The sequence below is a fragment of the Paracraurococcus ruber genome, assembly GCF_004353985.1.
Taxonomy (GTDB): Bacteria; Pseudomonadota; Alphaproteobacteria; order Acetobacterales; family Acetobacteraceae; genus Paracraurococcus; species Paracraurococcus ruber.
The window spans coordinates 1-26140 of record NZ_SMOA01000073.1 but is presented as its reverse complement, the minus strand read 5'-3'; the positions used below and the strand labels follow the sequence as shown (position 1 = coordinate 26140).

Here is a 26140-nt window from a genome sequence, read left to right as displayed (position 1 = left end):
GACCCGCCGCCGGCCGCGGGCGGCTGCCTGCGGCCCGGGCAAGCGGGACCCCGTCCAGCCCGGGGCGGCAGGCGCCGGGCGCCCGATCATCCGGCCTCGCGCCCCGGTCGGCGACCCGGTCACGGCGGGACATCCCCCCCGCCCCCGGCCGATCGCGCCGCGGACAGCGTCGGGGCGCGGGCCGCATCCGGGCCAGGCCGCGCGATCCCGCGCCGGTTCCTCGCCGACCGCCTGGCGAAAGGCCCTACCCGCCCGCCTTCGGCGGCAGCGGGAACAGGCCGAGGAAGCGCTTGGCCAGGTCCCGGTCGCCCTCCAGCCGCAGCGCGCCCTCCGCCTCCAGCGCCGCGAGCGGCACGCCGCCATAGATCGCCGCGGCCAGGGCCGCCGGGCTGCCGGCGAGGACCGCCTCCGCCCCGGCGGCCGGCGCCGCCGCCACCGCCAGCCTGCCATCCTCCAGCCGCGCCAGGTACTCGACCCCGTCCAGCACCAGGCCCAGCCGCGCCCGCAGGCCCGCAGCCCGCGCCGGGTCGAACATGGTCCGCAGCGACATGAGGACGGAGGCGGCGCCGATCGGCAGCGTCGGGTCATGCGCCGGGGACCGTGCCGCCCAGCGCCCCAGCGCCATGAAGATCGGCTCGCTCTCCCGCCCCCAGTCGGTCAGCGCATAGGCCGCCACGCTGGCCGGCGGCGGCAGCCGCAGCCGCCGGACCACGCCCGCCGCCTCCAGCTCCGCCAGCCGCTGCGCCAGGATGTTGGCGCTGATGCCGGGCAGCCCGGCGCGCAGATCGCCGAAGCGGCGCGGTCCGAACAGCAGCTCCCGCATCACCAGCAGGGCCCAGCGGTCGCCGACCAGGTCCAGCGCATGCGCGGCGGCGCAGGCGTCCTGGTAGCGACGGGGCCGGGTCGCGGGGGCGTGACTTCTCTTTCCAGACTTCATGGTTGTTTTAGTTAACCACGCACGGCAGCATCGCCAAGTCCAAGCGGGAAGGAAACCAGGCCATGCCGCCCAAGATGATCTTCGTGAACCTGCCGGTCGCGGACCTGCCGCGCGCCATGGGCTTCTATGCGGCGATCGGCGCCCGCAACGAGCCACGCTTCACCGATCCCACGGCCGCCTGCATGGTCCTGTCCGACGCCATCCATGTGATGCTCCTCACCCACGACAAATTCCGCCAGTTCACCCGCAAGCCGATCGCCGATGCCCGGGCCTCCTGCCAGGTGCTGCTCTGCCTGTCGGCCGACAGCCGGGCGGCGGTGGATGCGATGGTCGCCCAGGCCGCGGCCGCCGGCGGCAGCCCGGACCCCGGCCCGGTCCAGGACCATGGCTGGATGTATGGCCGCGGCTTCGAGGATCCGGACGGGCATGTCTGGGAGCTGGCCTGGATGGACCTCGCGGCGGCCGAGGCGGCGATGGGCAAGGCCTGACCGTCGCGCCGCCGGGGCGGGCCGCGCCGCCCGCCGACCATTCACCGGGACAGGGAGATGCGAGGATGCGCGTGATGGTGCTGGTCAAGGCCACGGCCGACAGCGAGGCGGGGCAGATGCCCTCGGCCGCGCTGCTGGAGGCGATGGGGCAGTTCAACGCCGCGCTGGCGGAAGCCGGCCTGCTGGTCGCGGGGGAGGGGCTGAAGCCCACGGCGGAAGGGCGCCGGGTCGCCTTCGACGGCGCGGAGCGGCGGTTGTCCGAAGGCCCCTTCGCCCCGGCCGAGGCGCAGGTCGCCGGCTTCTGGCTGTGGCAGGTGCGGGACATGGAGGAGGCGGTGGCATGGGCGCGGCGCTGCCCAAACCCCATGCCGGGCCCGAGCGAGATCGAGATCCGGCCGCTCTACGAGATGGCCGATTTCGCCCCGGCGATGTCCCCGGACCAGCAGGCACAGGACGCGGCGCTGCGCCAGCGGGCCGGCGCCTGACCCTGCGCCTTCGCGGCGCCGGCTCGGGCAGATCCCGATCAGGTGGAATCCTCCGATCCGGTGAAGACGCTCGTCGACTCGAATGACCGGAGCGGTTGCCGTGAGCCATGGCGAACGGAGGCCGCCCCCGCCGCGCCGGTGTCCGGGGTGGTCTCTGGGCCGGTGCCCGGGCCGGTCAGCCCGGGTCGCCGGCCGCCCCGGCGAGCAGCGCGGCGGACGGGTCCAGCCCGCCCTGCAGCGCCGCGAAGCTCAGCCCGTCATGCCGGCCGGCGAAGGCCATGGACCATTGGCTGAACTGGCGCGCCGCGACCGGCCCGGCCGAGATCACCAGCACCTCGGCATGCCGCGGGTCGCGGCTCAGGCGCGCATAGAGCGCCTCCATCGCCGCCTCCGGCCCCTCCAGCGCCTGGGCGAAGCTGTCGGCCGAGTAGAGCAGCGCGCCGGTGATGCCGGCCGCCTGGTTGTTGCGGCGGGAAACCTCCAGGATCCGGGCGATCTCGGCCTCCTGCGACGCCGCCGGGATGGCGTTGCGGCTGACATAGACCATCCGGAACAGGCCTTCTTCCACGCGCATCCCTATCCTCTCCCCGGTGTTCCACCGCCGGCGCCGCCACGCCGGCAACCGATCCGCCGTGGCCGGCATCCGCGGCCGGGCGCTTCGCCGCCGCGCCCCGGTGGCGGGACGGCCCCCCGCCCACGGCGCCGCAGGCGGGTCCTGCCCCGGGCGGCGCAGGGCATCGCCGCCCGACCCTGGTCGCGGCGTGGCGCCGCGCGGCCCGCGCGCCGCTCCGCGATCCGCCCCCGATCGGTCTCCGTTCGCCCTGGCTCACGGCAACCGCTCCAGTGATTTGATTCGACGGGCATCCTCACCAGCCCACGTGACCTCACCCGATGCCGGCGCGCAGGCCCGGCGTGGCGGCTGCGCGCCAGACTCCATGACCAGGCCGGTCGGCCTTCATGCTGGCCGGCATGGGCGGGATCCGCTCTAGCCGCGGTCGGCTTAACCGCCGCTTAGCCGCGCGCCGCCACCCTGCGGCGCATGCCGCCCCGCCTGCCGCTCTCGGACGAAGCGATCCTGCGCATCCTGCGCTCCTGCCTCGCGGCGGAACTCACGGCGCAGGGCCGCCGCATCCCGGCCGCGGACGCGGCGGGCTGGACCGCCGACCTGCCGCTGGGGGAGGCCGGGCTGGCCTTGGACAGCCTGGAGAAGCTGGCCTGCGCCGCCGCCGCCAATGCGCTGTTCCAGCTGCACGAGACCGGGATCGAGGACCACCTGCTGGCCGCGCCGGACCTGGCCGGCTGGGTGGCCGTGGTCCGCGCCGCGCTGGCGGAAGGCACCTCCGGCCTCACCTTCCTCACCTCCGGCAGCACCGGGGCGCGGCAGCCCTGCCCGCACCCCATGGCGCGGCTGCTGGCCGAGGGCACGGCCTGGGCGGCGGAATTCGCCGGGACGCGCCGCATCATCGCGCAGGTGCCGGCGCACCACATCTACGGCTTCCTGTTCACCGCCCTGCTGCCCGACCTGCTCGGCGTCCCGGTGCTGGATGCCCGCGCGCTCGCGCCCGGCCGCCTGCTGCGGGAGATGGCGCCGGGCGACCTGCTGGTCGGCTTCCCCACCGGGCTGGCGGCGCTGCTCACCACGCTCGGCGCCGCCCGGCTGCCGGTCGGGGACCCGCCGGGGCTGGCGGTGGTCTCCTCCACCGCGCCGCTGCCCGCCGCCACCCATGCCGGGCTGCTGGCGGCCGGGGCGCGGCAGGTGACCGAGGTCTATGGCAGCTCCGAGACCGCCGGCATCGCCCGCCGCACCGCGCCGGACGCCGCCTTCCGCCTGCTGCCCTGGTGGCGGCCCGGCGCCGCCGGGGACACCGCCAGCGTGATCGAGGCGGCGACCGGCGCCGAGATCGCCTTGCCCGATCGCTGCGCCTGGCAGGCGGATGGCGGGCTGCGCCTGCTGGGCCGCAAGGACCGGGCGGTGCAGGTGGGCGGGATGAATGTCTTCCCCGCCCGCGTGGCGGAGACCCTGCGCGGCCATCCGCTGGTGGCGGAGTGCGCGGTGCGACTGGATGCGACCCTGGCCGAGCCGCGGCTGAAGGCCTTCGTCGTCCCGGCGCCGGGCGCCGACCCGGCCTGGCTGGCGGCCGAGCTGGAGGCCTGGACCCGCCGGACGCTGCCGGCGCCGGAGCGGCCGGTGCGCTTCGCCATCGGCCCGGCCCTGCCGGCGGCGGAGCTGGGCAAGGCCACGGACTGGGACGCCGCCGCCTGACCGCCGCCGCCTGACGCCACGGCCGGCGCCGTCAGGCGCCGGTGCCGCCCTGCGCCAGCAGCCAGGCCCAGAGCGCCTCGGCGGCGGGGCTGGCGCCGCCCGCCGGCCGCGCCAGGTGATAGGCGCGCGGGCTCGGCACCCGCAGCGGCACCGCCTCCGCCAGCCGCCCGTCGCGCAGCTCCGCCGCGATCAGCGCGCTGCGCCCGACCAGCACGCCGAGGCCTGACACCGCCGCCCCGACCGCGAGGTTGTAGTCGTTGAACACCGTGCCGCTGGGCGGCAGCAGCTCCGGCCGGCCGGCGGCCGCCAGCCAGTGCCGCCAGAAGGCGTCCGAGGTGTCGTGCAGGAAGGGCAGCGCGGCGAGCGCATCCGGCGTGCGCGGACGGCCTTCGAGCAGGGCCGGCGCGGCGACCGGCACCAGCTCCTCCCGCAGCCAGGGATGCAGCGCGAGGCCCGGCGGCGCCGCCCCGGCGGTGTAGCGCACGGCCAGGTCGAACCCCTCCCGCGCCAGGTCGACGAGCCGCGTCTCCGCCACCGGCACGACCGCCACCCGCGGATGCGCGGCCTGGAAGCGCGGCAGGCGCGGCAGCAGCCAGCGCGCGCCGAAGGACGGGTTGACGCTGATTCGCACGGTGCCGCCGCCCTCCCCGCCCGGACCGTGGCGGCGCAGCTCCCGCGCCGCGCCGAGCAGCAGGGCGAGCGCCTCCGCCGCCGCCGCATGCAGCCGCCGCCCGGCCGGCGTCAGCGCCACCCCGCGCGCCTCCCGCAGGAAGAGCGCGACGCCGAGGTCGCCTTCCAGCGCCGCCATCTGCCGGCTGATGGCGCCGGGCGTGCGGTGCAGCACTGCCGCGGCGGCGGTGAAGGACCCGAGCCGCGCCGCGGCGTCGAAGGCCTCCAGCGTATCCATGGGCGGCGGGCGGAGGCGGGGACCCTTGCGCATCGCTCACAGCTTTGGTGAGCCCTTCTCGTTTGTGCAAGGCCGGCATCCGGGCCACCCCTTGCGGCCATGCCCGCCACGCCCGCCGCCTTCGCCTGCGTCGCCGTCACCGTCCTGCTCTGGGCGGCCGCCTTCCCGGCGATCCGCGCCGCGCTCGCCGCCTTCCCGCCGGCCGAGCTGGCGGCGCTGCGCTTCGCCCTCGCCTCGCTCATCCTGCTGCCCTGGCTCGCCTGGGCGCGCCCGGCGCTGCCCCGCCGCGCCGACCTGCCGCGGATCCTCGCCGCCGGCGGGCTCGGCATCGCCGGCTACAACCTCCTGCTCAACACCGGCACGCAGGCGGTCGATGCGGGCACGGCGAGCTTCGTCGTGAACACCGCGCCGGTCTTCGCCGCCCTGCTCGGCGCCGCGCTGGTGGGGGAGCGGCTGCGCCCCCTCGGCTGGGTCGGCATCGGGCTCAGCCTCGCCGGCGTCGCGCTCATCGCCGCCGGGCGCGGCGGGTTGGGCTTCGGCGGCGGCGCGCTGCTCGTCCTCGCCGCCGCGCTGTGCCAGGCGGCGCAATTCGTCCTGCAGAAGCCGCTGCTCGCGCGCTGCGGCGCGCTGCCGGTCACCGCCTGCCTGATCTGGGCCGGCACGGCCATGCTGCTGCCCTTCCTGCCCGGCGCGCTGGCCGCCGCCGCAGCCGCCCCGGCGCCGGCCCTCGGCGCCGCCATCTTCCTCGGCCTCGGCCCGGCGGCGCTCGCCTATGTCGCCTGGTCCTACGCGCTGGCGCGCCTGCCCGTGGGCCGCGCCGCCGCCTGCCTCTACCTCGTGCCGCCCCTGGCCACCCTGCTCGCCTGGTCCTGGCTCGGCGAGGCGCCGGGCCCAGGGGCGCTGGCCGGCGGCGCGGTCGCGCTGGCCGGCGTCGTGCTCGTCAACGCCATCGGCCGCGCGCCGGCCCCGTCATCCACCGCGAAAGGACCCTGACCATGGCCGAAGGGCTGCGCGTCGCCGTCGGCGGCGCCACGGGCAATGTCGGCACGGAGATGCTGCGCATCCTGGAACAGCGCGGCTTCCCCGCCGCCGAGGTGATCCCGCTCGCCTCCGCCGGCTCGGCCGGGCGGCGCGTGCCGTTCCGCGGCGCCGAGCTTGCCGTGCAGGACCTTGGCGGCTTCGACTTCCGCGGCACCGACCTCCTGCTGCTCTCGACCGGCGCGGCCAATGCGCGGGAGACGGCGCCGCGCGCCGCCGCGGCGGGCTGCGTCGTGATCGACAATTCCTCTGCCTTCCGCATGGACCCCGCCCTGCCGCTGCTGGTGCCGGAGGTGAACCCGGCGGCGCTGGCGGGCTGGGCGGCGCGGCGCATCCTGCCGGTCGCCAACTGCTCCACCATCCAGCTTGTCCTGGCGCTGAAGCCGCTGCACGACGCGGCCGGGCTGAAGCGCGTGGTGGTCTCGACCTACCAGTCGGCCTCGGGCGGCGGCCGGCGGCTGATGCAGCGCCTGCTCTCGCCGCATGACCCGGTGACGGTGGACATGCGTGCCCTGCTGCACGAGGCGCAACTGGCGACGACGGCGGGCGGCGACCCGCCCCTGCCCTTCAATGTCGTGCCGCAGATCGACGTCTTCCTCGAGGACGGCCGGACGCGGGAGGAATGGAAGATGGAGGCGGAGACGCGGAAGATCCTCGGCCTGCCGGACCTGCCGGTCTCAGCCACCTGCGTCCGCGTGCCGGTCCTGGTCGGCCATGCCGAGGCGGTGGTGGCGGAGCTGGACCGCCCGCTGCCGGAGGCGGCGGCGCGCGCCCTGCTCGACGCGGCGCCGGGCATCGTCGTGGTCGATGAGCGGCGCCCCGGCGGCTATGCGATGCCGATCGCGGTTGCCGGCACGGATGAGGTTTTCGTCTCCCGCCTGCGGGAGGACCGCGCCTTCCCGCATGGGCTCGCCTTCTGGGTCGTGGCCGACAATGTCCGCAAGGGCGCGGCGCTGACCGCGGTGCAGATCGCCGAGGCGCTGCTGCGCCGCGGCGATGCCTTCGCCGGGCGCGGGGCGGCCTGAGCGGCGGCGTCGTGCCGCGGCCTGCCGGCCATTCGCCGTGCGGCGTGCTGGTGGTCCGCACCGGACGCCTGGTCGCTGGTCGGACCGCCGGGTTCGGCCCGGAGCGGACCTGCATCTCGCCAAGCCAACCCTGTCCACCAGACGGCAATGGCGTCCCCCCGTGCGACTCCCCACTCCGCTCGGGTCCCCAGGCGGGGAGCCCAGGATTCGCGGCGTGCTCCCGGGCAGCGGCCGGAGGGCGGTGCGACGGCCCAAGTCAGCGAGGTGCTGCTGGCCTCCCTCCTTGGCGCCGGGGCCGCGCACCTCGCTGCCACGCAGCCGTGGTCTGCCCTGGGCGGCGGTCAACGGCACCTTCCACATCGGCCCGGACCCGCCGCGCCCGCCTGAGCCGGAGTTCGGCCCGCCTACCGCGCTGTTCCGCGACGTCTTCGCGCCCGGCCTCGACCAGGCAATGCGCGCGTTTCACGCCTCCGGCGGTGATGTCGACCTCGGCTTCGACGCGTGACCGGCACGCCGACGCCAGGTGGGGCGCTTGCCGATCCTCACGCACGCGCCTGGCCGCCAGCGTGCGATGGCGATGCCAGCCATGCCACCGAGCGCCGAGCGACCTTCCTGGAGGGTTCCTCGACCAGATAGTGCATGAGCGGCGCCGCCAGCAGCGAGACCATGATGCCCACGAGCGCGATCACCCAGCCCGCCGCGACATCATCGAGGATGTGCCAGGCAGAGAGCAGTAGAGGAACATGGATCAGGTAGAGGCTGAAGGACATGCGCCCCAGCCAGGCCGCGCATGGCCGTCGCAGGACGGTCTGCAACCGACCGGGTTGGAGAGCCAGGGCGATCAGCAGCACCGCGCCGATATACGATGCGATGTCGGACGCCATCGAGAACGCGGCAACCATGCCCAGCAAGGCAGCCCATCTTTGCTGGCGGGAGAGGATCGGCATTGGCCCGATCAGTGCCAGCGCGGCGCCGGTGCCGATACCGAGCGCAAAATAGAGCGTTGCCGCGAAGCCGAGGAGCGGATCGCGCGGCAGGTACACCTGATCTTCGGTCGCCCCGGCGGCAATCCCGGCGCTCATGGCCACGGCCGCCAGCGCGAGCAGCATCAGCGGCTGTCGCCGGAACACCAGTACCAACGGCAGCAAGACCGTCAGCCGCCACTCATGCGCCAGGGACCAGAGCACGACATTGAAGTCGTTTCGGAATAGCGCCGCATCCGCCAACAGCCGCAGCGGCGTCGGCTCGAACAGCCAGTTGTAGAAGTGATTGCCGGGCACGGCCGCATCATCCGGGCCGAATGTGTCATGGAAGGCCCACTGCAGCAGTGCCGAGATGCCGACAGCGACCGCGGTCGGGATCAGGATGCGCAGCGTCCTCTGGATGGCGAAGGCCGGGAGCCGCGTCGCGGATCCGCCATGCAGCAGGGACCAGGTGAGCGCGTAGCCGGACAGGACGAAGAAGAACAGCACGGCGGACCGCCCTGCCCTGATCGCGCGTAGCGGCGTTGCCTCGAACAGGATCTCGTTCAGCCAGACGAGCCCGATGGCTTGGAGCGCTTCGACCGACGGCATCAGGTGCACGGCATGGTGAAGGAGCACGACCACTGCCGCGAAGCCCCGCAATGCATCGAGTTCGATCAGTCGGGCATATGCGGGCCTCGCCCCCGCCGCTCCTGAACCGGTCAAGCGCTGATCGACCATTTGTGCTCCGGAGCCGAAAGATCATGAAAGTCGCCCGACGCCGCCGACCACCATGCTATCGTGGAGCTGCAACGATCAGCGCAGCCTGAGATTACTTAAATTGCATTGATGTAACAAAGTCACAGTCTAATCAGCACTGTGCCGGTCGCGGTCGAGCGTGTGGCCGTCCTCGCCTGAAACCGATGGATGCCACGGCTTGCGCCGACCAGGGTGGCTGCGGCCGCCGGACATTGACGAGCCGGCAGCGGCCATCGGTGGAACGGTCTTCGGGCGGCGAATCTCCGCTTCCCGCCCTTCTCCGACTTCGCGGTGGGTGCCAGGCGTCTCCGCGCCCGGCCCTACGCCACCTCCCAGTAGGTGCCGGGATTGCCCAGCGCGGCGGCGCCGCGCAGCGTCGTCCCCTCCAGCAGCCACAGCGCCAGCGTGCCGTCGACGGCGCGCAGCAGCAGGTCGGCGCGGCCATCGCCGTCATGGTCGCTCACCGCCGCCACCTGCCAGTCCGGCCCCGGCGTGCCGACCAGGCCGCCGCCGGTCACCGCCTGCCCGTCCAGCCACCATTCCACCAGCGTGCCGCCGGCGCTGCGCCAGAGGATGTCCGCGCGGCCGTCGCCGTTGAAGTCGCCGGACCCCGCCACCTCCCAGCCCGGGCCGGGCGCGCCGATCAGTCCGCCGCCGGTCACCGCCAGACCGTCCATCCGCCACAGCCCGACCTCGCCGCCCGGGCCGTGCCGCAGCAGCAGGTCGGCGCGGCCGTCGGCATCGGCATCCGCCGCCGCCACCACCCGCCAGTCGGGGCCGGTCCGCCCGACCAGGCCGCCGCCCAGCACCGTCGCGCCGTTCATCAGCCAGGCCACCACGTCGCCCCCGGCCTCGCGCCAGACGATGTCCGCCCGGCCATCGCCGTTCAGGTCGCCCAGCGCCGCCACCTGCCAGTCCCGCCCGACCAGGCCGAGGTCGCTCACCGTCGTCGCCGCCAGCCCGTCCATGCGCCACAGCGCCAGCCGGCCATCCTCGCCGCGCCAGAGGATGTCGGCCTTGCGGTCGCCGTCGAGATCGCCGGTGCCGGCCACCTGCCAGCCCGGCCCCGGCGTGCCGAGCAGCGCGGCATCGGCCACCGCCGTGCCGGCCAGGCGCCAGGCCACCGCCTCCCCGCCCGCGCCGCGGAACAGGATGTCGCCGCTGCCGTCGCCGAAGAAATCCTCGGCCACCGGCGGCCGCGGCAGCAGGTCCAGCGTCGCCGTGCCGGTGACGCGCGCCGTGCCGTCCGAGACGGTGAAGGCGAAGGCGGCGCCGGAGGCATCGCCGGCCGCCGGCGTGTAGGTCCAGCCGCTATCGCCATTCGCCGCCAGCCGCCCCTGGCCGGAGAGCAGGGTCAGGCCGCTCGCGGCCAGCGCATCGCCATCCGCATCCGTCCAGCCGGCCAGCAGCTGCGCCGGGGTGATGACCCGCGGCACGCCCTGCGGCGAGGCGGCCAGCGCCTGCACCTGCGGCCCCGCCGGCAGGTCGTTGGACGGGGTGACCGCGACGGTGATGGACGCCGCCGGCGGGATGGCGTTGCGCCAGCCGGCCACCTCCCCGGTATAGGCGCCGACCAGCAGGTCCGGCCGCCCGTCGCCGGTGACGTCGCCGAGCGCCGGCCGGGCATGGGTGCCGACATCGAAGCCGGCGACCGGGTTCGCGGCGAAGGGGAGGAAGCCGGTCCCGGTGTTGCGCCAGGCCGCCAGGGTGCCGTCGATGCCGCCGGCGATCAGGTCCGCCCGCCCGTCGCCGTCGATATCGCCGAGCGACGGCGCGCTGAGGTCGCCGACATCGATGCCGGCGACGGGGTTCGTGGCGAAGGGAACGAAGACGCCGCCCTCGTTGCGCCAGGCGGCGAGCGTCCCGTCATCCTGGCCGAGCAGGAGGTCGGCCCGCCCGTCGCCGTCGATGTCGCCGAGCGCCGGCGCGGTCACGAAGCCCGTGGTCACCCGGGCCAGCGGATCGGCGGCGAAGGCCTCGAAGCGGGTCCCGGTGTTGCGGAGCGCGATGACCGGCCCGTCATAGCTGCCGACCACGAGGTCGAGGCGGCCATCGCCATCGATGTCGCCGAGCGACGGCGTGCTGTAGAAGCCGACATCGATGCCGGCCACCGGGTCGATGGCGTAGAGGGCCGGGCCGGCCACGGTGTTCCGGACGGCGACCAGCGTGCCGTCATAGCGGCCGAGCACGAGGTCGGTCCGGCCGTCGCCGTCGATATCGCCCAGCGCCGGCGCCGCAAGCTGGTCCACCGCGGCGAAGCGGAAGGGGTTGGCCGCGCCGGCCGGCGCGAAGGCCGGCGCCGCCGGCCCGCCCAGGGCGCCGCCATCGGCCTGCACCAGGTCGAGCGTGAGGGTACGGAACAGCGTCGGCCGGTCGCTGGCATCGGCGAAGGCGAGGCGGCCGAGCAGCGCCTGCACCGCCGCCGCCGTCGCCGCGCCGTTCAGCAGGACGGAGAAGGGCGCGCCGACGCCGCCCTCGGCGGTGCCGATCGCCGTGCCGCCGAAGCGCAGCGTGGCGCCCTCGACGCCGATCTGCCCCGGCCCGTCGCCCTGCGCCAGGATGGTCACCCGGTCCTCCGGCAGCAGGCCGGCGATGGTGAGCCGGGCGCCCGCCAGCGTGTCGCCCTGGGTGAAGGCGATGCCGGGGGCGAGCAGCCGCGGCGCGGCATTCGCCTGTTCCTCGGCGAAGGCGGCGAAGGGGCCGAAGCCGGCGAGGGACGGCACCTCCGGCAGGTCGGTGACGGTGATCCGCACCGCCCTGGCGGCGCTGTCCATGCCGTCCGCGGCGACGACGTGGATGTCGTAGGCATTGTCGCCGTCGCGGTCGCGCGGCGCCTCGAAATCCGGCCGGGCGCGGAAGTTCACCGTCCCCAGCGCGTCGATGGCGAAGAGCGCGGCGTCGTCGCCCGCCAGCGACCAGAGGATGGGGCCGGGCCCGTCCGGGTCGGTGGCGGTCGCCCGGAACAGCGCGGCGGTGCCGTTCTCCGCGACTGCGAGGGCGGCGGGGGCGGTGACCACCGGCGGCCGGTTCACCGGCGTGACGCCGAGCGTGACCTCGGCCAGCGGCGCGACGCCGCGCCAGGCCGACAGCGCGCCGGAGATGTCGCCGAGCACGAGGTCCGCCACCCCGTCCCCGGTGATGTCCCCCAGCGCCGGGACGCCGAGATCGCCGACCGGGATGCCCGCGAGCGGGTCGGTGGCGAAGGCCTCGAAGCCCGTGCCGGTGTTGCGCCGCGCCTCGACCCGCGCGGCCTCCGCCGCGACGGGATAGGTCCAGAAGACGAGGTCCGCCCGGCCGTCGCCGTCGAGATCAGCCAGCGCCGCGGTCGCGAAGCCCGTCGCGGCGATCCCGCCGAGCGGGTTGGCGGCGAAGGCTTCGAAGCGCGCGCCGGTGTTCCGGTAGGCGGTCAGCGTGCCGTTGGCATCGCCGAGGACGAGGTCCGGCCGGCCATCGCCATCGAGGTCGCCGAGCGCCGGGGCGCTGAAGCTGCCGGGGGGGATCGCGGCGAGCCAGGCGGCCGCGAAGGCCTCGAAGCTTGTCCCGGTGTTGCGCCAGGCCGCGAGCGTCCCGCCCTGGGTGCCGAGGAGGAGGTCGTCCCGCCCGTCGCCATCGATGTCGCCCAGCGCCGGCACGCTGTAGGGGCCGGTGGTGACCCCGGCGAGGCGGCCGGGCCCGAAGGCCGCGAAGCCCTGGCCGGTGTTGCGGAAGGCCGTGAGCGCGCCGGCGAGGCTGCCGACCACGAGGTCCGGCCGGCCGTCGCCATCGATGTCGCCCAGCGCCGGCGCGGTGCGGCTGCCCAGGGCGACGCCGGCCGGCAGCGGGTCGGCGGCGCCGGCCAGCGGGACGAAGGACGGCGTCCAGGGCCCGGCCGAGGCCTGGCCCTTCGCATCCGTCAGCAGCAGGGTCAGGCTGCGGCTGGCGGTCGGCAGGTCGCCGCCATTCCCGTAGGTCAGCGACCGCAGCACCGCCTGCGCCGCCGCCTCGGTCGCCGCCGCGTCGAAGCGCAGCAGCAGCGCGCTGCCATCGCCGCCGGTCGCCGTGCCGATCGCCACGCCGCCATAGCGCAGCACGGTCCCGTCGAAGCCGACCTGGCCCGGGCCATTGCCCTGGTCCGGGACCGCGACCCGGTCCTCCGGCAGCAGCCCGCCGATGCTCAGCCGCCCGCCCGCCAGGCCGTCGCCGGCGGTCAGCACCGCGCCGGGGAACAGGATCCGCGGCGCCGCCTTCACCACCGGTTCGGCGAATTGCAGGCTGGCCGGCAGGCCGCCGAGCGTCGGCGGCTCGGCCAGGTCGGTCACCGCGATGGTCACCGGCCGGGCGGCGCTGAAGGCGGCGCCGTCGAAGGCGAGGAGGGTGATCCGGTAGGCATTGCTGCCGGCCGCCGAGCCCGGCGTCTCGAAATCCGCCGGCGCGGCGAAGCGCACCGCGCCGGCGGCATCGACGGTGAAGCGCCCCGCATCCGGGCCGCCCAGCGTCCAGGCGAAGGCCGCCGGCGCCCCGTCCGGGTCACTGGCGGTCGCCTGGTAGGCGATGCCGGCGCCGTTTTCGGCGACGCTGGCACTGCCGGCGGAGGTGACCAGGGGCGCGTCGTTCTCCGCCGTCACCGTCACCCGGATGGTCTCGGAGACGGCGGGGCCGGAGGCATCGGTGATCCGCAGGGTCAGCAGGCGCTCGGCGGCCGGCGCATCGGACGCGTTGCCATAGGCCAGGGCCTGCACCACCGCATCCAACGCCAGGGCCGTGAGCGGCGGCGCGAAGGGCGGCGGCGCGAAGCTGACGGTCAGCGTCGCGCCGATGCCGCCCTGCACCGTGCCGACGAAGGCATCGGCGACGAAGACATTGCCGCCGACGACGCTGACCTGGCTGGCGCCGGAACCCTGGTTGCGGAGGGAGACGCGGTCTTCCGCGAGCAGGCCGGAGACGGTGAGGCTCCGCGGCGCCGCCCCGCCGGGAAAGGTCACCTCGACGCTGTCATCGAGGAATTGCGGCGTCGCGTTGACGGTGTTCTCGAGGACCGTGACCGAACCGGCCAGCCCCCCCAGTCGTATCGCCATGCCGCTCCCTGCCGGGCAGCCCCGCCCGTGCCTGCACCCAGCGGAATGTCTAACTATTTATAAACGATCACGCAATAATTGCCGTGACGGCGCGGCGTCTGCGTCGTGGCGCCGGAGCAGATCCCGATCGGGTGGACTCGCCTGATCGGGTGAAGATGCTCGTCGATCCAAAAGACTGGAGCGGTTGTGGTGCGCCATGGCGAACGGAAGCCGCCCTGGTGTCCCGAATCCGAAATTCGCCGCCACGGGTGGCGTGCTTCGGTCCGGGCCACTCGCCCTTGCTTTCAATGGCCTGCTGGTCCGCTGCATTCGCAGCCAGTGGCTGCGAATGCAGCGGGCAGGACACTAGCGCCCCGCCGGCGCCTCCGGCAGGGTCACCACCACGCGCCCGCCCGGCGCGGCGCGGTCCAGCGCCAGCTGCCCGCCGGCCTGCCGGGTCAGCGTCAGCGCCACCCGCATGCCGAGCCCGCGGGACGCCGCCGGGTCGAACCCCTCCGGGAAGCCCGGGCCGGCATCCTCCACCGCCATGGCCAGGCCCCCGGGCCCGCGCGCCAGCCGCAGCATGACCGTGCCGCGGCCGTATTTCAGCGCGTTGGTGACCAGCTCCGTCGCCACGATGCCGACCGCCGCCAGATGCTCCGGCGCCAGCCGCAGCCCGGGCTCCGCCGCCAGCGCCAGGTCGCGGCCGTTGCGCGCCTCGACCAGGGAGGCGCGGAGATCCTCGACCAGCCCGGCGAGGTAGCGGCCGACATCCGCCGCGCCCTCCGGGTCCTCCTCGTAGAGTCGGCGATGCACCGCGGCGACGGTGCCGACGCGGCGGGCGGCGTCGCGCAGCGCCGCCTCGGCCTCCGGCGGGGCGCGGCGGGCCTGCAGCAGCAGCAGGCTGAGCACGAGCTGCAGGCTGTTCTTGACCCGGTGGTGGATCTCGCCGGCGAGGAATTCCTGCTGCTTCAGCAGCGCCTCCCGCTCCTCCTCCAGCCGCTTGCGGGCGGTGATGTCGATCCAGGCGCCCAGCGCCCGCAGCGGCTGCCCGGCCGCGTCGCGCTCCACCACCCCCTGGCTGCGCACCCAGCGCAGCGTGCCGTCGCCGGCCAGGACGCGGAATTCCTCGTCGAAGGGCGGCCCGCCGCCCGGGCGCTGCGCCGCCACGCCGGCGATGCGCGCCTGGTCGTCGGGGTGCAGATGCGCCTGCCAGTCGCCCGGCGCCTCGGCATCCGTCGCCGGCAGCCGCAGGATCCGCCGCATCCCGGCGGACCAGAGCACGCGGCCCGAGCGCAGGTCCTGCTGCCAGACCCCGACCCGGGCGGCCTGCTGCGCCGCTTCCAGCCAGGCGCTGCGTTCCCGCAGCGCGACCTCCGCCGCGTCGCGGGCGCGGCGCTCGGCGGCGAGCGCCGCGCCCAGCTCCGCCACTTCCTGCAGGCCGCTGCCGGCGCCATCGGGCATGGCCAGGCGACGCAGGCCGCGGCCAACCTGCCGGGCCAGCAGGGAAGCGAGGCCGAGCCCGGCCAGCACCACCGGCAGCACCAGCCAGCCCAGCCGGCCCAGCGCCGCCCAACGGGCGGCGTCCAGGATCGCCATCGGCATCGCCAGGCCGATCAGGTAGCCGGTCACCGGCGCATAGGCATAGGCGAGCACCACCTGGTCGCCATCGAGGTTCGGCACCGCGGTCAGCACGCCTTCCGGCGGCACGACCAGGGCCGGCAGATAGGCCGGCACCGGCCGGCCGGCGAAATCGGCATCCCGGCTGGTGCGGGCGACGATCGTCAGGGTGCGGTCGGTCAGCGTCGCCACCCAGCCGTCCGGCAGGCGCTGCTGCATCAGGGCGGCCAGCAGCCTCTCCCGCGGGAGGACGATGCCGAGGCCGTAGCGCACCTCGCCCTCGCCCTCCGCCGGGGCGCCCGGCTCCGGCCCGGCCGGCTCCGCCCGGACCGGCACGCCGAGGACGATGCGCCGGTCGTTCGGGATGTTGCCCTCGGTGAAGTCGCCGATGCTGGTGCGCCCGGTGCGGAACACCGCCATCACCTCCGGCGCCGCGGGCAGCCCGGCGGCGATCTGCGCCGGCGTGGCCAGGCTGCTGGCCAGCTGCCGCCCGTCCGGCCCCGCCACGCCCAGGATGGGCAGGCCGAGCCGCTCGGCGGCCGGCCGCGCCTCGGCGATGAAGCCCTGCGGGTCGCCGGCGCGGAGCGACGGGAACAGGGCGAGGCCCTGCAGCAGCGCCTCGGCCCGGGCGAATTCCCGGTCGATGCCGAGCGCCATGGCGCGGGCGGTGCCGAGAAGCTGCTCCATCGCCTGGCGCTGCGCCGCATCCTGCGCCTGCCAGAGCGAGACGGCGGCGAGGCCGGCGACGCCGCCGGCCAGCAGCAGGGTCAGGGCGAACAGGGCGGCGCGCAGGCTCGGCCCCCGCCTGCCCGTCTCCGTCACCGGCCCGGTCCGCCCGTAGAACACCCGTACTTCCCCCGCCTGCCCCGCCCGCGGACGGGGAACCTTCACGATACCGTGACCGGCTTGGCGAGTCGCGTCACGAGTGCCGTCGTCGACCGGCCGGGGACCAGATCGATCAGCGCCACCTCGCCGCCGGCCGCCTGGACGATATCGGCCCCCACCACGCGGTCGATCGTATAGTCGGCGCCCTTGACCAGCACATCGGGCAAGAGCAACCGGATCAGCTCGATCGGCGTATCCTCCCCGAAGGCGACCACCGCATCCACCGCGGCAAGGGCGGAGATGACCGCGGCGCGGTCGGCCAGCGGGTTCACCGGCCGCGCCGGGCCCTTCAGCCGCGCCACGCCGGCATCGGTGTTGAGCGCGACCACCAGCCGGTCGCAGCGCCGCCGCGCCGCCCGCAGCAGGGCGACATGCCCGGCATGCAGGATGTCGAAGCAGCCATTGGCGAAGCCGACGCGCAGGCCATGCGCCTGCCAGTCCCGCACCAGCCGCAGCGCCGCGTCGCGGTCCAGCAGCGCCTCCTCCCCCGGGGCGGAGCCGCCGGCGGCGCGCAGCGCATGCGCCAGCTCGTCCGCCGTGACGGTGGCGGTGCCGAGCTTGCCGACCACGATGCCGGCCGCGGCATTGGCGATGCGCATGGCCTCGGCCAGCGTCTCCCCCGCCGCATGCGCCAGGGCCAGCGCCGCGATCACCGTGTCCCCGGCGCCGGAGACGTCGAAGACCTCCCGCGCCTCGGCCGGGACGGAGTGGACGCCGCCATCGGCCAGCACCAGGGTCATCCCCTTCTCGGCGCGGGTGCAGAGCAGCGCCGGCAGGCCCGCCGGGCCCATTACCGCGCGGGCGGCGGCGGCCACCTCGGCCTCCGTCCCCACCGGCAGGCGGGCGGCGCGGGCGAGTTCGCGGGCATTCGGCGTCAGGCAGTCGGCGCCGCGATACTGCGAGAAGTCGTCGGTCTTCGGGTCGGCCAGCACGGGGATGCCGGCGCGGCGCGCCGCGGCGATGGCGGCCGCCACCACCGGCGGGGCGAGCACCCCCTTCGCATAGTCCGAGAGGACGAGGCCCTGGCAGCCCGGCAGCGCCGCCTCCAGCGCCGCGATCAGCCCCGCCTGCTCGGCGGCCGCGGCCGGCGCGCTGGTCTCGTCGTCCAGCCGCACCACCTGCTGGGTGCCGGCGATGACCCGCATCTTGCAGATGGTCGGCCGCGCCGGGCTGGCGACGAGCGCATCCGCGATGCGCGAATCGGCCGCCAGCAGGCCGCGCAGTTCCGCCGCCGCGGCATCCTGCCCGACCAGCCCGACCAGCACCGCCTGGCCGCCGAGCGCCGAGATGTTGCGCGCCACGTTGCCGGCGCCGCCCGCCATGGCCAGCGTGCGCCCCAGCCGCACCACCGGCACCGGCGCCTCGGGCGAGATCCGCTCCACCGTGCCATAGAGGAAGCGGTCGAGCATGACGTCGCCGAGGACCAGGATGCGCAGGCGGGAGAAGTCGAGCATGGCGCGCCCGCAATAGACCCACCCGCCCGGCGGCGTCCATCGCGCCGACTTGACGGGGGCCTGGACGCCGGGGACCGTGCCGCCCCGGAAACGGGGAAGGGCGCGGCCGTGCTGACGATCCATGGGTGCTACCGGTCGCGCGCCACGCGGCCGATCTGGCTGGCGCTGGAGGCGGGGGTCGCGTTCCGCCAGGTGCCGGTCATCCAGGCCTATCGCCTGGCCGACCCAGATGCGCCGGACGCGCCGCTGCACACGCGGTCCCCCGCCTTCCTCGCGGTGAACCCGAACGGGCATATCCCGACGCTGGAGGACGAGGGGCTGGTCCTGCACGAGAGCCTGGCGCAGGTGCTGTACCTGGCGAAGCGCTACGGCGGCGACCTGGGCCCGCGGGACGTCGCCGAGGATGCGCAGATGACCATGTGGGCGCTCTGGGTGGCGACGGAGGTGGAGGAGCCGGCGCTCGACATCCTCTACAACCGGGTCGAGCGGCCGCCGGGGCAGCGCGACGCGGCCAAGGCCGCGGCGGCGGTGGCGGCGCTGCGGGCGCCCTTCGCGGTGCTGGACCGGGCGCTGGCGGCGGGCGGCGGCCATCCGGTGGGCGGGCGCTTCACCGCCGCCGATGTCTGCCTGGCGGAGGTGCTGCGCTATGCCCAGCCGGCGCCCGAGCTGTTCGCGCCGCATCCGGCGCTGGCGGCCTGGATCGCCGCCTGCCAGTCCCGCCCGGCCTTCCAGGCGATGATGGCGGCGCGGAACGCGGAACCGGCCTGAGCCGGCCCGCAAGCCGGGGTCGCGCCGGCAGCCGGCGGCAAGGCGGATCGGCCAGGGCTTCGAACGGGGCCGGCGACGATGGCCGGTGCCGCCGGCGACAGGCGTCGGGGACAGGGCAGGGCGGCTGGTCCTGCCGGGTCAGGCCGTCCGCCGTGCCGGTGGGCGCGGTGGACTCGACCAGTGGCCCGGCAAGTCACGCGGCCGCGCCCGGCGCCGACCCGGCGGATCAGCCCGGCGATCCCGCCGCGAGGAGCCGCAATTGCGAACGGCGCCGGGTTGCCCCGGCGCCGCTGCTGCAGGCTGGCCCTGGAAGCCTGCTCAGGCGGACTTCGCCATGATCTCGTCCGCGATGTTGCGCGGCACCGGATCGTAGTGGTGGAACTGCATGGAGAAGGACGCGCGGCCCTTCGTCATGCCCCGCAGGTTGGAGATGTAGCCGAACATCTCCTTCAGCGGCACATGCGCCCGGACGATGACCGAGGTGCCGGCCATGTCCTGGCTCTGGATCACGCCGCGGCGGCGGTTCAGGTCGCCAACCACGTCGCCGACATGGTCCTGCGGCGTGGTGATCTCGACGTCCATGATCGGCTCGAGGATGACCGGGCTGGCCTTCTTCATGCCTTCGCGGAAGCAGGCCTTGGCGGCGATCTCGAACGCGAGAGCAGACGAGTCGACGTCGTGGTACTTGCCGTCCACCAGGGAGAACTTGAAGTCCACCGTGGGGAAGCCGGCCAGCACGCCGGTGTCGGCCTGCACCTTGATGCCCTTGTCGACCGCCGGGATGTATTCCTTCGGCACGGAGCCGCCGACGACGGCATTGACGAACTCGATGCCGGAGTTCCGCTCCTTCGGCTCGAAGGTGATCTTCACCTCGGCGTACTGGCCCGACCCGCCCGACTGCTTCTTGTGGGTGTAGGTCTCGGTGTGCGGCTTGGTGATCGTCTCGCGGTAGGCGACCTGCGGCGCGCCGATGTTGCAGTCCACGCCGTATTCGCGGCGCAGCCGGTCCACGATGATCTCGAGATGCAGCTCGCCCATGCCGGACAGGATGGTCTGGCCGGTCTCCTGGTCGGTGCGCAGGCGCAGGCTCGGGTCCTCGCCCGCCAGCTTCTGCAGGCCGAGCGACATCTTCTCGACCGCGTCCTTGGTCTTCGGCTCGACCGAGATGTCGATGACCGGGACCGGGAAGGCCATCCGCTCGAGGATCACCGGGTCGTCGCTCGCGGCCAGCGTGTCGCCCGTGCCGGTGTCCTTCAGCCCGACGAAGGCGGCGATGTCGCCGGCGAAGACCTCCTTGATCTCCTCGCGCTTGTCGGCGTGCATCTGGAACATGCGGCCGATGCGCTCACGGCTGTCCTTGGTGGTGTTCATCACCATGTCGCCCTGGCGCAGCGTGCCGCGATAGACGCGCACGAAGGTCAGGTTGCCGTATTTGTCGTTGATGATCTTGAAGGCGAGGCCAGCGAAGGGCGCGTTCTCGTCGGCCGGGATCACCCGGCGCTCGGCCGTCTCGTCCTGGCCTTCCTCCGGCGCGACCTTGATGCCCTCGACGTCCACCGGGCTCGGCAGGTAGTCGATGACGGCGTCGAGCAGCGGCTGCACGCCCTTGTTCTTGAAGGCGGTGCCGCACAGCACCGGCCGGAATTCGCCGGTGATGGTGCCCTTCTTGATGCAGCGCTTCAGCGTGGCGACGGAGACGTCGCCGTCGGCGAAGTATTCCTCCATCGCCGTCTCGTCGACGCCGACGGCGGTGTCCAGCAGCTTCTGCCGGTACTCCTTCGCCTTCTCCTCGAGGTCGGCCGGGATCGGCTGGTACTCGAACTTCGCGCCCAGCTCGTCGCCCTGCCAGATGATGGCGCGCATCTCGACCAGGTCGACGACGCCCTGGAAGGTGTCCTCGGCGCCGATCGGCAGCTGCAGCGCCACCCAGTTGATGCCGAGCTTCTCGGTCAGGGTGTCGGCGGCCTTGTAGAAATCGGCGCCGGTGCGGTCGAGCTTGTTGATGAAGATGATGCGCGGGACGTTGTAGCGGTCGGCCAGGCGCCAGTTGGTCTCGGACTGCGGCTGCACGCCGGCCACGCCCTCGATGATGAAGATGGCGCCGTCGAGCACGCGCAGGCTGCGGTTCACCTCGATGTTGAAGTCGATGTGGCCGGGCGTGTCGATGATGTTGATCCGGTGGTCGTTCCACACCGCGGTCACGGCGGCGGAGGTGATGGTGATGCCCCGCTCCCGCTCCTGCGCCATGTAGTCGGTGGTGGTGTTGCCGTCGTGCACCTCACCGATCTTGTGCGACTTGCCGGTGTAATAGAGGATCCGCTCGGTCGTCGTGGTCTTGCCGGCGTCGATATGCGCCGTGATGCCGATATTGCGGATTCGCTCGAGCGGGGTGCGCGCCACGTGGGCCTCCATACGCGAAGGCGGGCCCGGCCTCGGGGATCTCCCCGTGCCGCCCGCCGAACGGACTGACTCGTCGGTGTGGTATCGGGCCGGGAGATGCCCCCTCCGACCGGCGATTGCAAGCAGTAACCTTCGGCGGAGGGTTGCGCCGGACGCATCCCGCGCCCGCCCGGGCGGCGGGCGGGCGGCCGGCCTGTCCCCGGCCCGCCCCCTGGCCCGCCCCCTGGCCCGCCCCCCGCCGGGGCCGCGGATTCGGGCTTTCTTTGCGAAACCGCCGCTAGATGCCCGGCGCCGCAAGCAACGAAGGCGGGGACAACCATGCTGGCCGCACGCGCATTCCGCAGCCTGTCGCTCACCGCCAAGATCCTGATCCCGCCCTTGCTCCTCGCCCTGGTCGGCGTCGGCTCCACCCTCCAGACGGTCCGCACGCTGCTGGCCGCGAAGGCGGATTATTCCACCCTGATCGAGACCGATGGCCGCGCCGCGATCTATGCCTCGCGCGTCAACACCCTGGTGGTGGACCTCGCCCGCGCGACCTGGCGCGGCGCCGCCATCCCCGAAGGCGACAACCTCGCCACCTCGATCCGCGACATCGAGGCCATGGCCGCCCCCTTCGCCGAGCGGCTGGCCGTGGTCCGGCCCGCCGTGCGCAGCCCGGCCCAGGCCGCCGAGTTGGCGATCATCGAGCGCGACTTCCCCGTCCTGCGCGACGTGACGCTGCGCTGGCTGCGGGCCATGCAGGCCGGCCAGGTCGAGGCCGGGCTGGCCGGGCTGCGCGCCGAATTCGCCAGCCAGATCGTGCCGCTGCGGGACGCGACCCGCCGCCTGACCCTGTCGCTGGCCGAGACGTCGGAGGCCCGCGGCGCCGCCCTGCGGCAGGAGATCGACGCCACCATCCGCGGCGTCCTCGTCCTGCTCGGGGCCGGCTTCGCCCTCGGCCTCGGCCTCGCGCTCTGGATGCTGCGCAGCGCCGTGCTGCGGCCGCTCGGCGCGCTGGAGAGGAGCATGGCCGGCCTCGCCGCCGGCGACCTCGGCACCGCGATCGGCGGCACCGACCGCGGCGACGAGGTCGGCCGCATGGCCCGGGCGCTGGAAGGCTTCGCCGCGTCCCTGCGGGAGAACGCCGCCCTGCGGGAGGCGCAGGAGGCGGCGAAGCAGCAGGCCGAGCAGGCGCGCCGGCAGGGCATGCTGGCGCTAGCCGCCGACCTGGAGCGGCAGGTGGGCGGCGTCGTGCGGGGCATCGCCGCCGCCGCGACGGAACTCGATGCCGCCGCCGGGTCCATGGTGCGGATCGCCGAGGGCACCTCGGGCCGCGCCGCGACCGTCAGCGCCGCGTCCGGCAGCACCAGCAGCGACGTGGACGCGGTCGCGGCCGCGAGCGAGGAGCTGGCGGCGTCGGTCGCCGAGATCAGCCGCCAGGTCGCCGAGGGGGCGCGGATGGCCGCCGGCGCGGTGGAGCAGGCCCGCCGCACCGATGCGACGGTCGGCAACCTGACCGACGCGGCCGCCCGGATCGGCGAGGTGACCAGCCTGATCGGCGAGATCGCGTCGCAGACCAACCTGCTGGCGCTGAACGCGACGATCGAGGCCGCCCGCGCCGGCGATGCCGGGAAGGGCTTCGCCGTGGTGGCCAGCGAGGTGAAGGCGCTGGCCGGGCAGACCGCCCGGGCGACCGAGAACATCGCGGCGCAGATCCAGGCCATGCAGTCCGCCACCCAGGGCGCGGCCGGCGACCTCGAGGCCATCCGCGACAGCATCGGCCGGATCAGCGAGGTCACCTCGGCCATCGCCGTCGCGGTCGAGCAGCAGGGCGCCGCGACCCGCGACATCGCCGCGAATGTGCAGCGCGCCGCCGCCGGCACCAGCGAGATCGTCGAGGCGATCGGCGGCGTCAGCGCCGCCGCCGGGGAGACCGGCGGGGCGGCGAGCCAGGTGCAGTCCACCGCCGCCACCCTGGCGCAGCAGGCGGAGACGCTGCGGCAGCAGGTCGGCCGCTTCCTGGACCAGGTGCGGGCCGCCTGACCCGGCGCCGGGCGGCGGCCGGCCGCGCCCGGGCGGGGGTGCGGCGGGGGCGGCATACGCGATAGGCTCCGCGCAGGCCCCGGCCGAGGGCCAGCGGAGGATGTCCATGACCGGATCGAGAGCCCCTGCCCTGCTGCTCGCCCTGGCGGCGCTGGCCGCGCCGCCCGCGGCGGCGCAGCCGGCGGCGCCCGCCGGGCCGGAGGCCAGCAACATGCGCCTGCTCGGCCAGCACGACCTGCAGGCCCGCAGCGCCTACCAGCCGACCATCCAGCAGCAGGGGGACCGCTGGATCCTCTATGTCGGGCACCACGGCGGCACCCAGGCGGAGCCGAAGCCGCTGAACCCGATCACCGGGCAGCGGGAGTTCAACGGCACCTCGATCCTCGACGTCACCGACCCGGCGAAGCCCGCCTACCTGGCGCATATCCCGGGGGAGGAAGGGCTGGACGAGGATGGCGGCGCGCAGATGGTGCGGGTCTGCCCGGGGACGGCCCTGCGCGCCGGCCGCCGCGACGCCTTCTACCTGCTGCGCACCCAGGGCAATGCCGGCCACCAGGTCTTCGACGTCACCGACCCGGCGAAGCCGGCGCTGCTGGCCCGCATCCCGGCCGGCCATACCCACAAGAACTGGTGGGAATGCGACACGGGCATCGCCTACCTCGTCTCCGGCAACCAGCCGCCCTGGAAGGTGCGGCGGATGACCCAGGTCTTCGACCTGAACGACCCCGCCAATCCCCGCCACATCCGCGACTTCGGCCTGCCCGGCCAGCAGATGCAGGAAGGCGAGGCGCCCACCGCCCAGCATGGCGAGCACGGCGCCATCCCGACCGAGCTGCATGGCGGCATCTCCACCGGCCCGCAGGGCAACCGCATCTATTTCGGCTACGGGACCAACAGCGGCGGCATCGTGCAGATCATCGACCGCAGCAAGCTGATCGAGGGGCCGGCGGCGCCGACCGACGCGAACCTGCGCGCGCCGGAGGTCGGCCGCCTGGTGATGATGCCCTGGGTCGGCGCCCATACCGCCTACCCGCTGCTGCGCATGCCCATCGCCGAACTTGCGAAGGACGGCCGCGGCGCGGTGCGGGACTTCGTCATGATCGTGGACGAGTCGCTGCGCAACGAATGCCGCGACGAGGCGCGGCAGATGGTCTGGTTCGCCGACATCACGGTGGAGAGCCAGCCCATGGTCGTCTCGCACTGGACGGTGCCCGAGGCGAGCGGCGATTTCTGCACCCGCGGCGGGCGGTTCGGCGCCCATTCCTCGAACGAGAGCATGGCGCCGGTCTTCCACCGCAAGCTGGCCTTCATCGCCTTCTTCAATGCCGGCGTCCGGGCGCTCGACATCCGCAACCCCTACCAGCCGCGCGAGGTCGGCCATTTCATCCCGGCGATCACCGACCGCACCGCGCCGCGCTGCGTGACGGTGGAGGGGCAGCCGCGCTGCAAGCGGGCGATCCAGACCAACAACGTGGAGACCGATGCGCGCGGCCTGGTCTACATCGTCGACCGCGCCAATACCGGCGTGCACATCCTGGAGGTGACCGGCGAGCCGCTGGCGATCAGCCGCCAGCCCGCGCCCTGACGCGGCGCGCCGCCCTCCTCCCCCGTCCGGGCGTCAGGCCGGGGTCGCGCGCGACACGGGGGAGGCGGCGGGCGCGGAGGCCGTCGCGGCGCCTTCCCCGGTGCATGGCCCGCGCCCTCCCCGGCGCCAGGCCGGCGGGCGCCGCCATGCAGGCCGCGGCCGGGATGATCATCCTCCCGTCCCGCCGGCAGGGGACCGGCGGTCCCTGGCATCCCCGGCGGCGCCGGCCGCCCATATAGACGGCCGTTGACCGTGACCGTGCAACGGCCCCGCGATCGCCGGGCGGTCTGCGCCACACGCCTTGACGACGCGGCCTACGCCGCGGCGCCCGTCCGGCCGCTCGGCATGAATGGACCAGTCATGCCGCCGGTCTCATGCCGACCAGCATGAATGCTGACCGGCATGATCATTGGGTTTGGCGCGCAGCCGCACGCCAACCCTGCGCGCGATACCGGTGAGCAGATGTCGGGACGCCTGCTCGCAGGTCTCAGGCCGCCGGGCGCTGCGCCCGCCGCGCCCGCCGCGCGGCGCCGAGGCCGAGCAGGCCGGCCGCGACCAGCGCCAGCGTCCCCGGTTCCGGCACGCCGACCGGGTTCAGGTTGAAGGCGACATTGTCGAACTCGAAGGCATAGGAGGAGGAGGTCGCCACGACACGGTCGAAGGCCGTGCTGGAGGTGATGTTGACGTAGCGCGTCCCCTGCGGCCCCTGGTCGCCATTCGGCAGGGGCGCGACATCGCCGCCGGTGACGGCGCCGACCAGGCTGTTGCCCTTGAAGAAGCTCAGCGTGTTGTAGCCGTCCACCGAGCCCCAGAGCAGGCCGAAATACTGCATCGCGCTGGGCAGCAGCAGCGTGATGGCCGAGCCGCTGTCGGTGCCGGTGGAGCCGGTGGTCAGATAGGCCGTCCCGTTCGCGCCATCGCCCTGGGCCGTGCCGCCTGGGCCGAAGCCGGCGCCATTGCCGCCGGACAGGCTGGGCGCGGCATAGCGGCCGCCGACCGAGCCCTGCACGATGGCGGCATCGCCGCCGATCTGCACCGTGATGCCGGTGGCCGTGGTCTGGCCGCTGGTGTTGCCCAGCGCCAGGTCGTCGAAATTCTCGCGCACCGCGCCGGTCGGCGCGCCGCCGACGCTGCTGACGATGCTCAGCGGCGAGGCCTCGGCCGTGGCGGCGCCGAGGGTGAGGGCGGCGAACCCGGAGAGGAGCAAGTGACGGAGCGACATTCTGAGTTCCGTTGGGTTGTATCAACACGAGCAACATCGCCCAATGGTTGAGACATACCCGCCGATTCACGGATTGGCAAGATTATTGAGACGTTTTGTGCCTCATTCGACGCCGCCACCATACCCTTGGCGTAATTTCCTGGCCTAGCGAGCCCTGGCGTGCCTCCATCACGGGGCGGTCCCGCGGCGCCGGCCGATGCGCCGGATCCCGGCCGGCGCTGGCTCGCCCGCCCGGGCGGCACCGCATCGCCGCCCGGCGGCGGCCCTGGGCGGCGTGGCGGCCTGCC

The 26140-nt window shown here is 74.5% G+C and carries 18 protein-coding genes; 9 read left to right on the top strand and 9 right to left on the bottom strand.

Annotated features, from left to right (window positions below; translation table 11 throughout):
* Positions 1-244: 244 nt before the first annotated feature.
* A complete protein-coding gene (locus E2C05_RS15090) occupies positions 245-937 on the bottom strand; it encodes a winged helix-turn-helix transcriptional regulator (RefSeq protein ID WP_133220473.1) in 693 nt (230 codons plus the stop codon).
* A 62-nt stretch (positions 938-999) separates the two neighbouring features.
* Between E2C05_RS15090 and E2C05_RS15085 the strand changes: the two genes are divergently transcribed.
* On the top strand, positions 1000-1425 hold the full coding sequence (locus E2C05_RS15085) for a VOC family protein (protein WP_133220472.1): 426 nt from the start codon (positions 1000-1002) through the stop codon (positions 1423-1425).
* A gap of 65 nt (positions 1426-1490) precedes the next feature.
* Positions 1491-1910 (top strand): YciI family protein, encoded by a 420-nt coding sequence (locus tag E2C05_RS15080; protein WP_133220471.1) that lies wholly within the window; start codon positions 1491-1493, stop codon positions 1908-1910.
* Positions 1911-2085: 175 nt separating this feature from the next.
* Here the strand turns inward: E2C05_RS15080 and E2C05_RS15075 are convergent, their stop codons facing one another.
* Complete coding sequence (locus E2C05_RS15075; RefSeq protein WP_158292139.1) at positions 2086-2484, bottom strand: BLUF domain-containing protein; 399 nt, start codon at positions 2482-2484, stop codon at positions 2086-2088.
* A gap of 465 nt (positions 2485-2949) precedes the next feature.
* Here E2C05_RS15075 and pcl point away from each other — a divergent pair, with 465 nt between their 5' ends.
* Positions 2950-4173, top strand: a complete 1224-nt coding sequence (gene pcl, locus E2C05_RS15070; RefSeq protein ID WP_133220469.1) for a 4-coumarate--CoA ligase — start codon at positions 2950-2952, stop codon at positions 4171-4173.
* Between the two features lie 31 nt (positions 4174-4204).
* On the opposite strand, the gene E2C05_RS15065 is transcribed toward pcl, so the two are convergent.
* Complete coding sequence (locus E2C05_RS15065; RefSeq protein ID WP_205082836.1) at positions 4205-5080, bottom strand: LysR substrate-binding domain-containing protein; 876 nt, start codon at positions 5078-5080, stop codon at positions 4205-4207.
* Positions 5081-5179: 99 nt separating this feature from the next.
* Between E2C05_RS15065 and E2C05_RS15060 the strand changes: the two genes are divergently transcribed.
* The 3 genes from E2C05_RS15060 (at position 5180) to E2C05_RS15050 (ending at position 7648) form a co-directional block, all read left to right on the top strand.
* The gene (locus tag E2C05_RS15060) at positions 5180-6073 is read left to right on the top strand and encodes a DMT family transporter (protein ID WP_133220467.1); all 894 of its coding nucleotides are present in this window, start codon (positions 5180-5182) and stop codon (positions 6071-6073) included.
* A 2-nt stretch (positions 6074-6075) separates the two neighbouring features.
* Positions 6076-7143 (top strand): aspartate-semialdehyde dehydrogenase, encoded by a 1068-nt coding sequence (locus tag E2C05_RS15055; RefSeq protein WP_133220466.1) that lies wholly within the window; start codon positions 6076-6078, stop codon positions 7141-7143.
* A 283-nt stretch (positions 7144-7426) separates the two neighbouring features.
* Positions 7427-7648 carry a hypothetical protein gene (locus E2C05_RS15050; RefSeq protein ID WP_133220465.1) on the top strand — a complete coding sequence of 74 codons (222 nt, stop codon included), beginning with the start codon at positions 7427-7429 and terminating at the stop codon, positions 7646-7648.
* A gap of 37 nt (positions 7649-7685) precedes the next feature.
* Here E2C05_RS15050 and E2C05_RS15045 read toward each other — a convergent pair whose 3' ends face one another.
* The 4 genes from E2C05_RS15045 to hldE all read right to left on the bottom strand — a co-directional run bounded on the left by E2C05_RS15045 (position 7686) and on the right by hldE (position 17856).
* Positions 7686-8846: an acyltransferase family protein gene (locus tag E2C05_RS15045; RefSeq protein WP_133220464.1), complete on the bottom strand. Its 1161-nt coding sequence runs from the start codon at positions 8844-8846 to the stop codon at positions 7686-7688.
* Between the two features lie 338 nt (positions 8847-9184).
* Entirely contained in the window at positions 9185-13918 is a 4734-nt protein-coding gene (locus tag E2C05_RS15040) for an FG-GAP-like repeat-containing protein (protein WP_133220463.1), read from the bottom strand.
* 345 nt (positions 13919-14263) lie between these two features.
* Positions 14264-16363 carry a sensor histidine kinase gene (locus E2C05_RS15035; RefSeq protein WP_133220462.1) on the bottom strand — a complete coding sequence of 700 codons (2100 nt, stop codon included), beginning with the start codon at positions 16361-16363 and terminating at the stop codon, positions 14264-14266.
* A gap of 41 nt (positions 16364-16404) precedes the next feature.
* Complete coding sequence (hldE, locus tag E2C05_RS15030; protein ID WP_133220461.1) at positions 16405-17856, bottom strand: bifunctional D-glycero-beta-D-manno-heptose-7-phosphate kinase/D-glycero-beta-D-manno-heptose 1-phosphate adenylyltransferase HldE; 1452 nt, start codon at positions 17854-17856, stop codon at positions 16405-16407.
* 108 nt (positions 17857-17964) lie between these two features.
* Between hldE and E2C05_RS15025 the strand changes: the two genes are divergently transcribed.
* The gene (locus E2C05_RS15025; protein WP_133220460.1) at positions 17965-18624 is read left to right on the top strand and encodes a glutathione S-transferase family protein; all 660 of its coding nucleotides are present in this window, start codon (positions 17965-17967) and stop codon (positions 18622-18624) included.
* Between the two features lie 318 nt (positions 18625-18942).
* Here the strand turns inward: E2C05_RS15025 and fusA are convergent, their stop codons facing one another.
* Positions 18943-21036 carry an elongation factor G gene (fusA, locus tag E2C05_RS15020; protein WP_207191619.1) on the bottom strand — a complete coding sequence of 698 codons (2094 nt, stop codon included), beginning with the start codon at positions 21034-21036 and terminating at the stop codon, positions 18943-18945.
* A 306-nt stretch (positions 21037-21342) separates the two neighbouring features.
* Between fusA and E2C05_RS15015 the strand changes: the two genes are divergently transcribed.
* Positions 21343-23046: a methyl-accepting chemotaxis protein gene (locus tag E2C05_RS15015; RefSeq protein ID WP_133220458.1), complete on the top strand. Its 1704-nt coding sequence runs from the start codon at positions 21343-21345 to the stop codon at positions 23044-23046.
* A 106-nt stretch (positions 23047-23152) separates the two neighbouring features.
* Positions 23153-24631 carry an LVIVD repeat-containing protein gene (locus E2C05_RS15010; RefSeq protein WP_133220457.1) on the top strand — a complete coding sequence of 493 codons (1479 nt, stop codon included), beginning with the start codon at positions 23153-23155 and terminating at the stop codon, positions 24629-24631.
* Positions 24632-25118: 487 nt separating this feature from the next.
* Here E2C05_RS15010 and E2C05_RS15005 read toward each other — a convergent pair whose 3' ends face one another.
* Positions 25119-25853: an Npun_F0296 family exosortase-dependent surface protein gene (locus E2C05_RS15005; RefSeq protein WP_133220456.1), complete on the bottom strand. Its 735-nt coding sequence runs from the start codon at positions 25851-25853 to the stop codon at positions 25119-25121.
* Positions 25854-26140 lie beyond the last annotated feature (287 nt).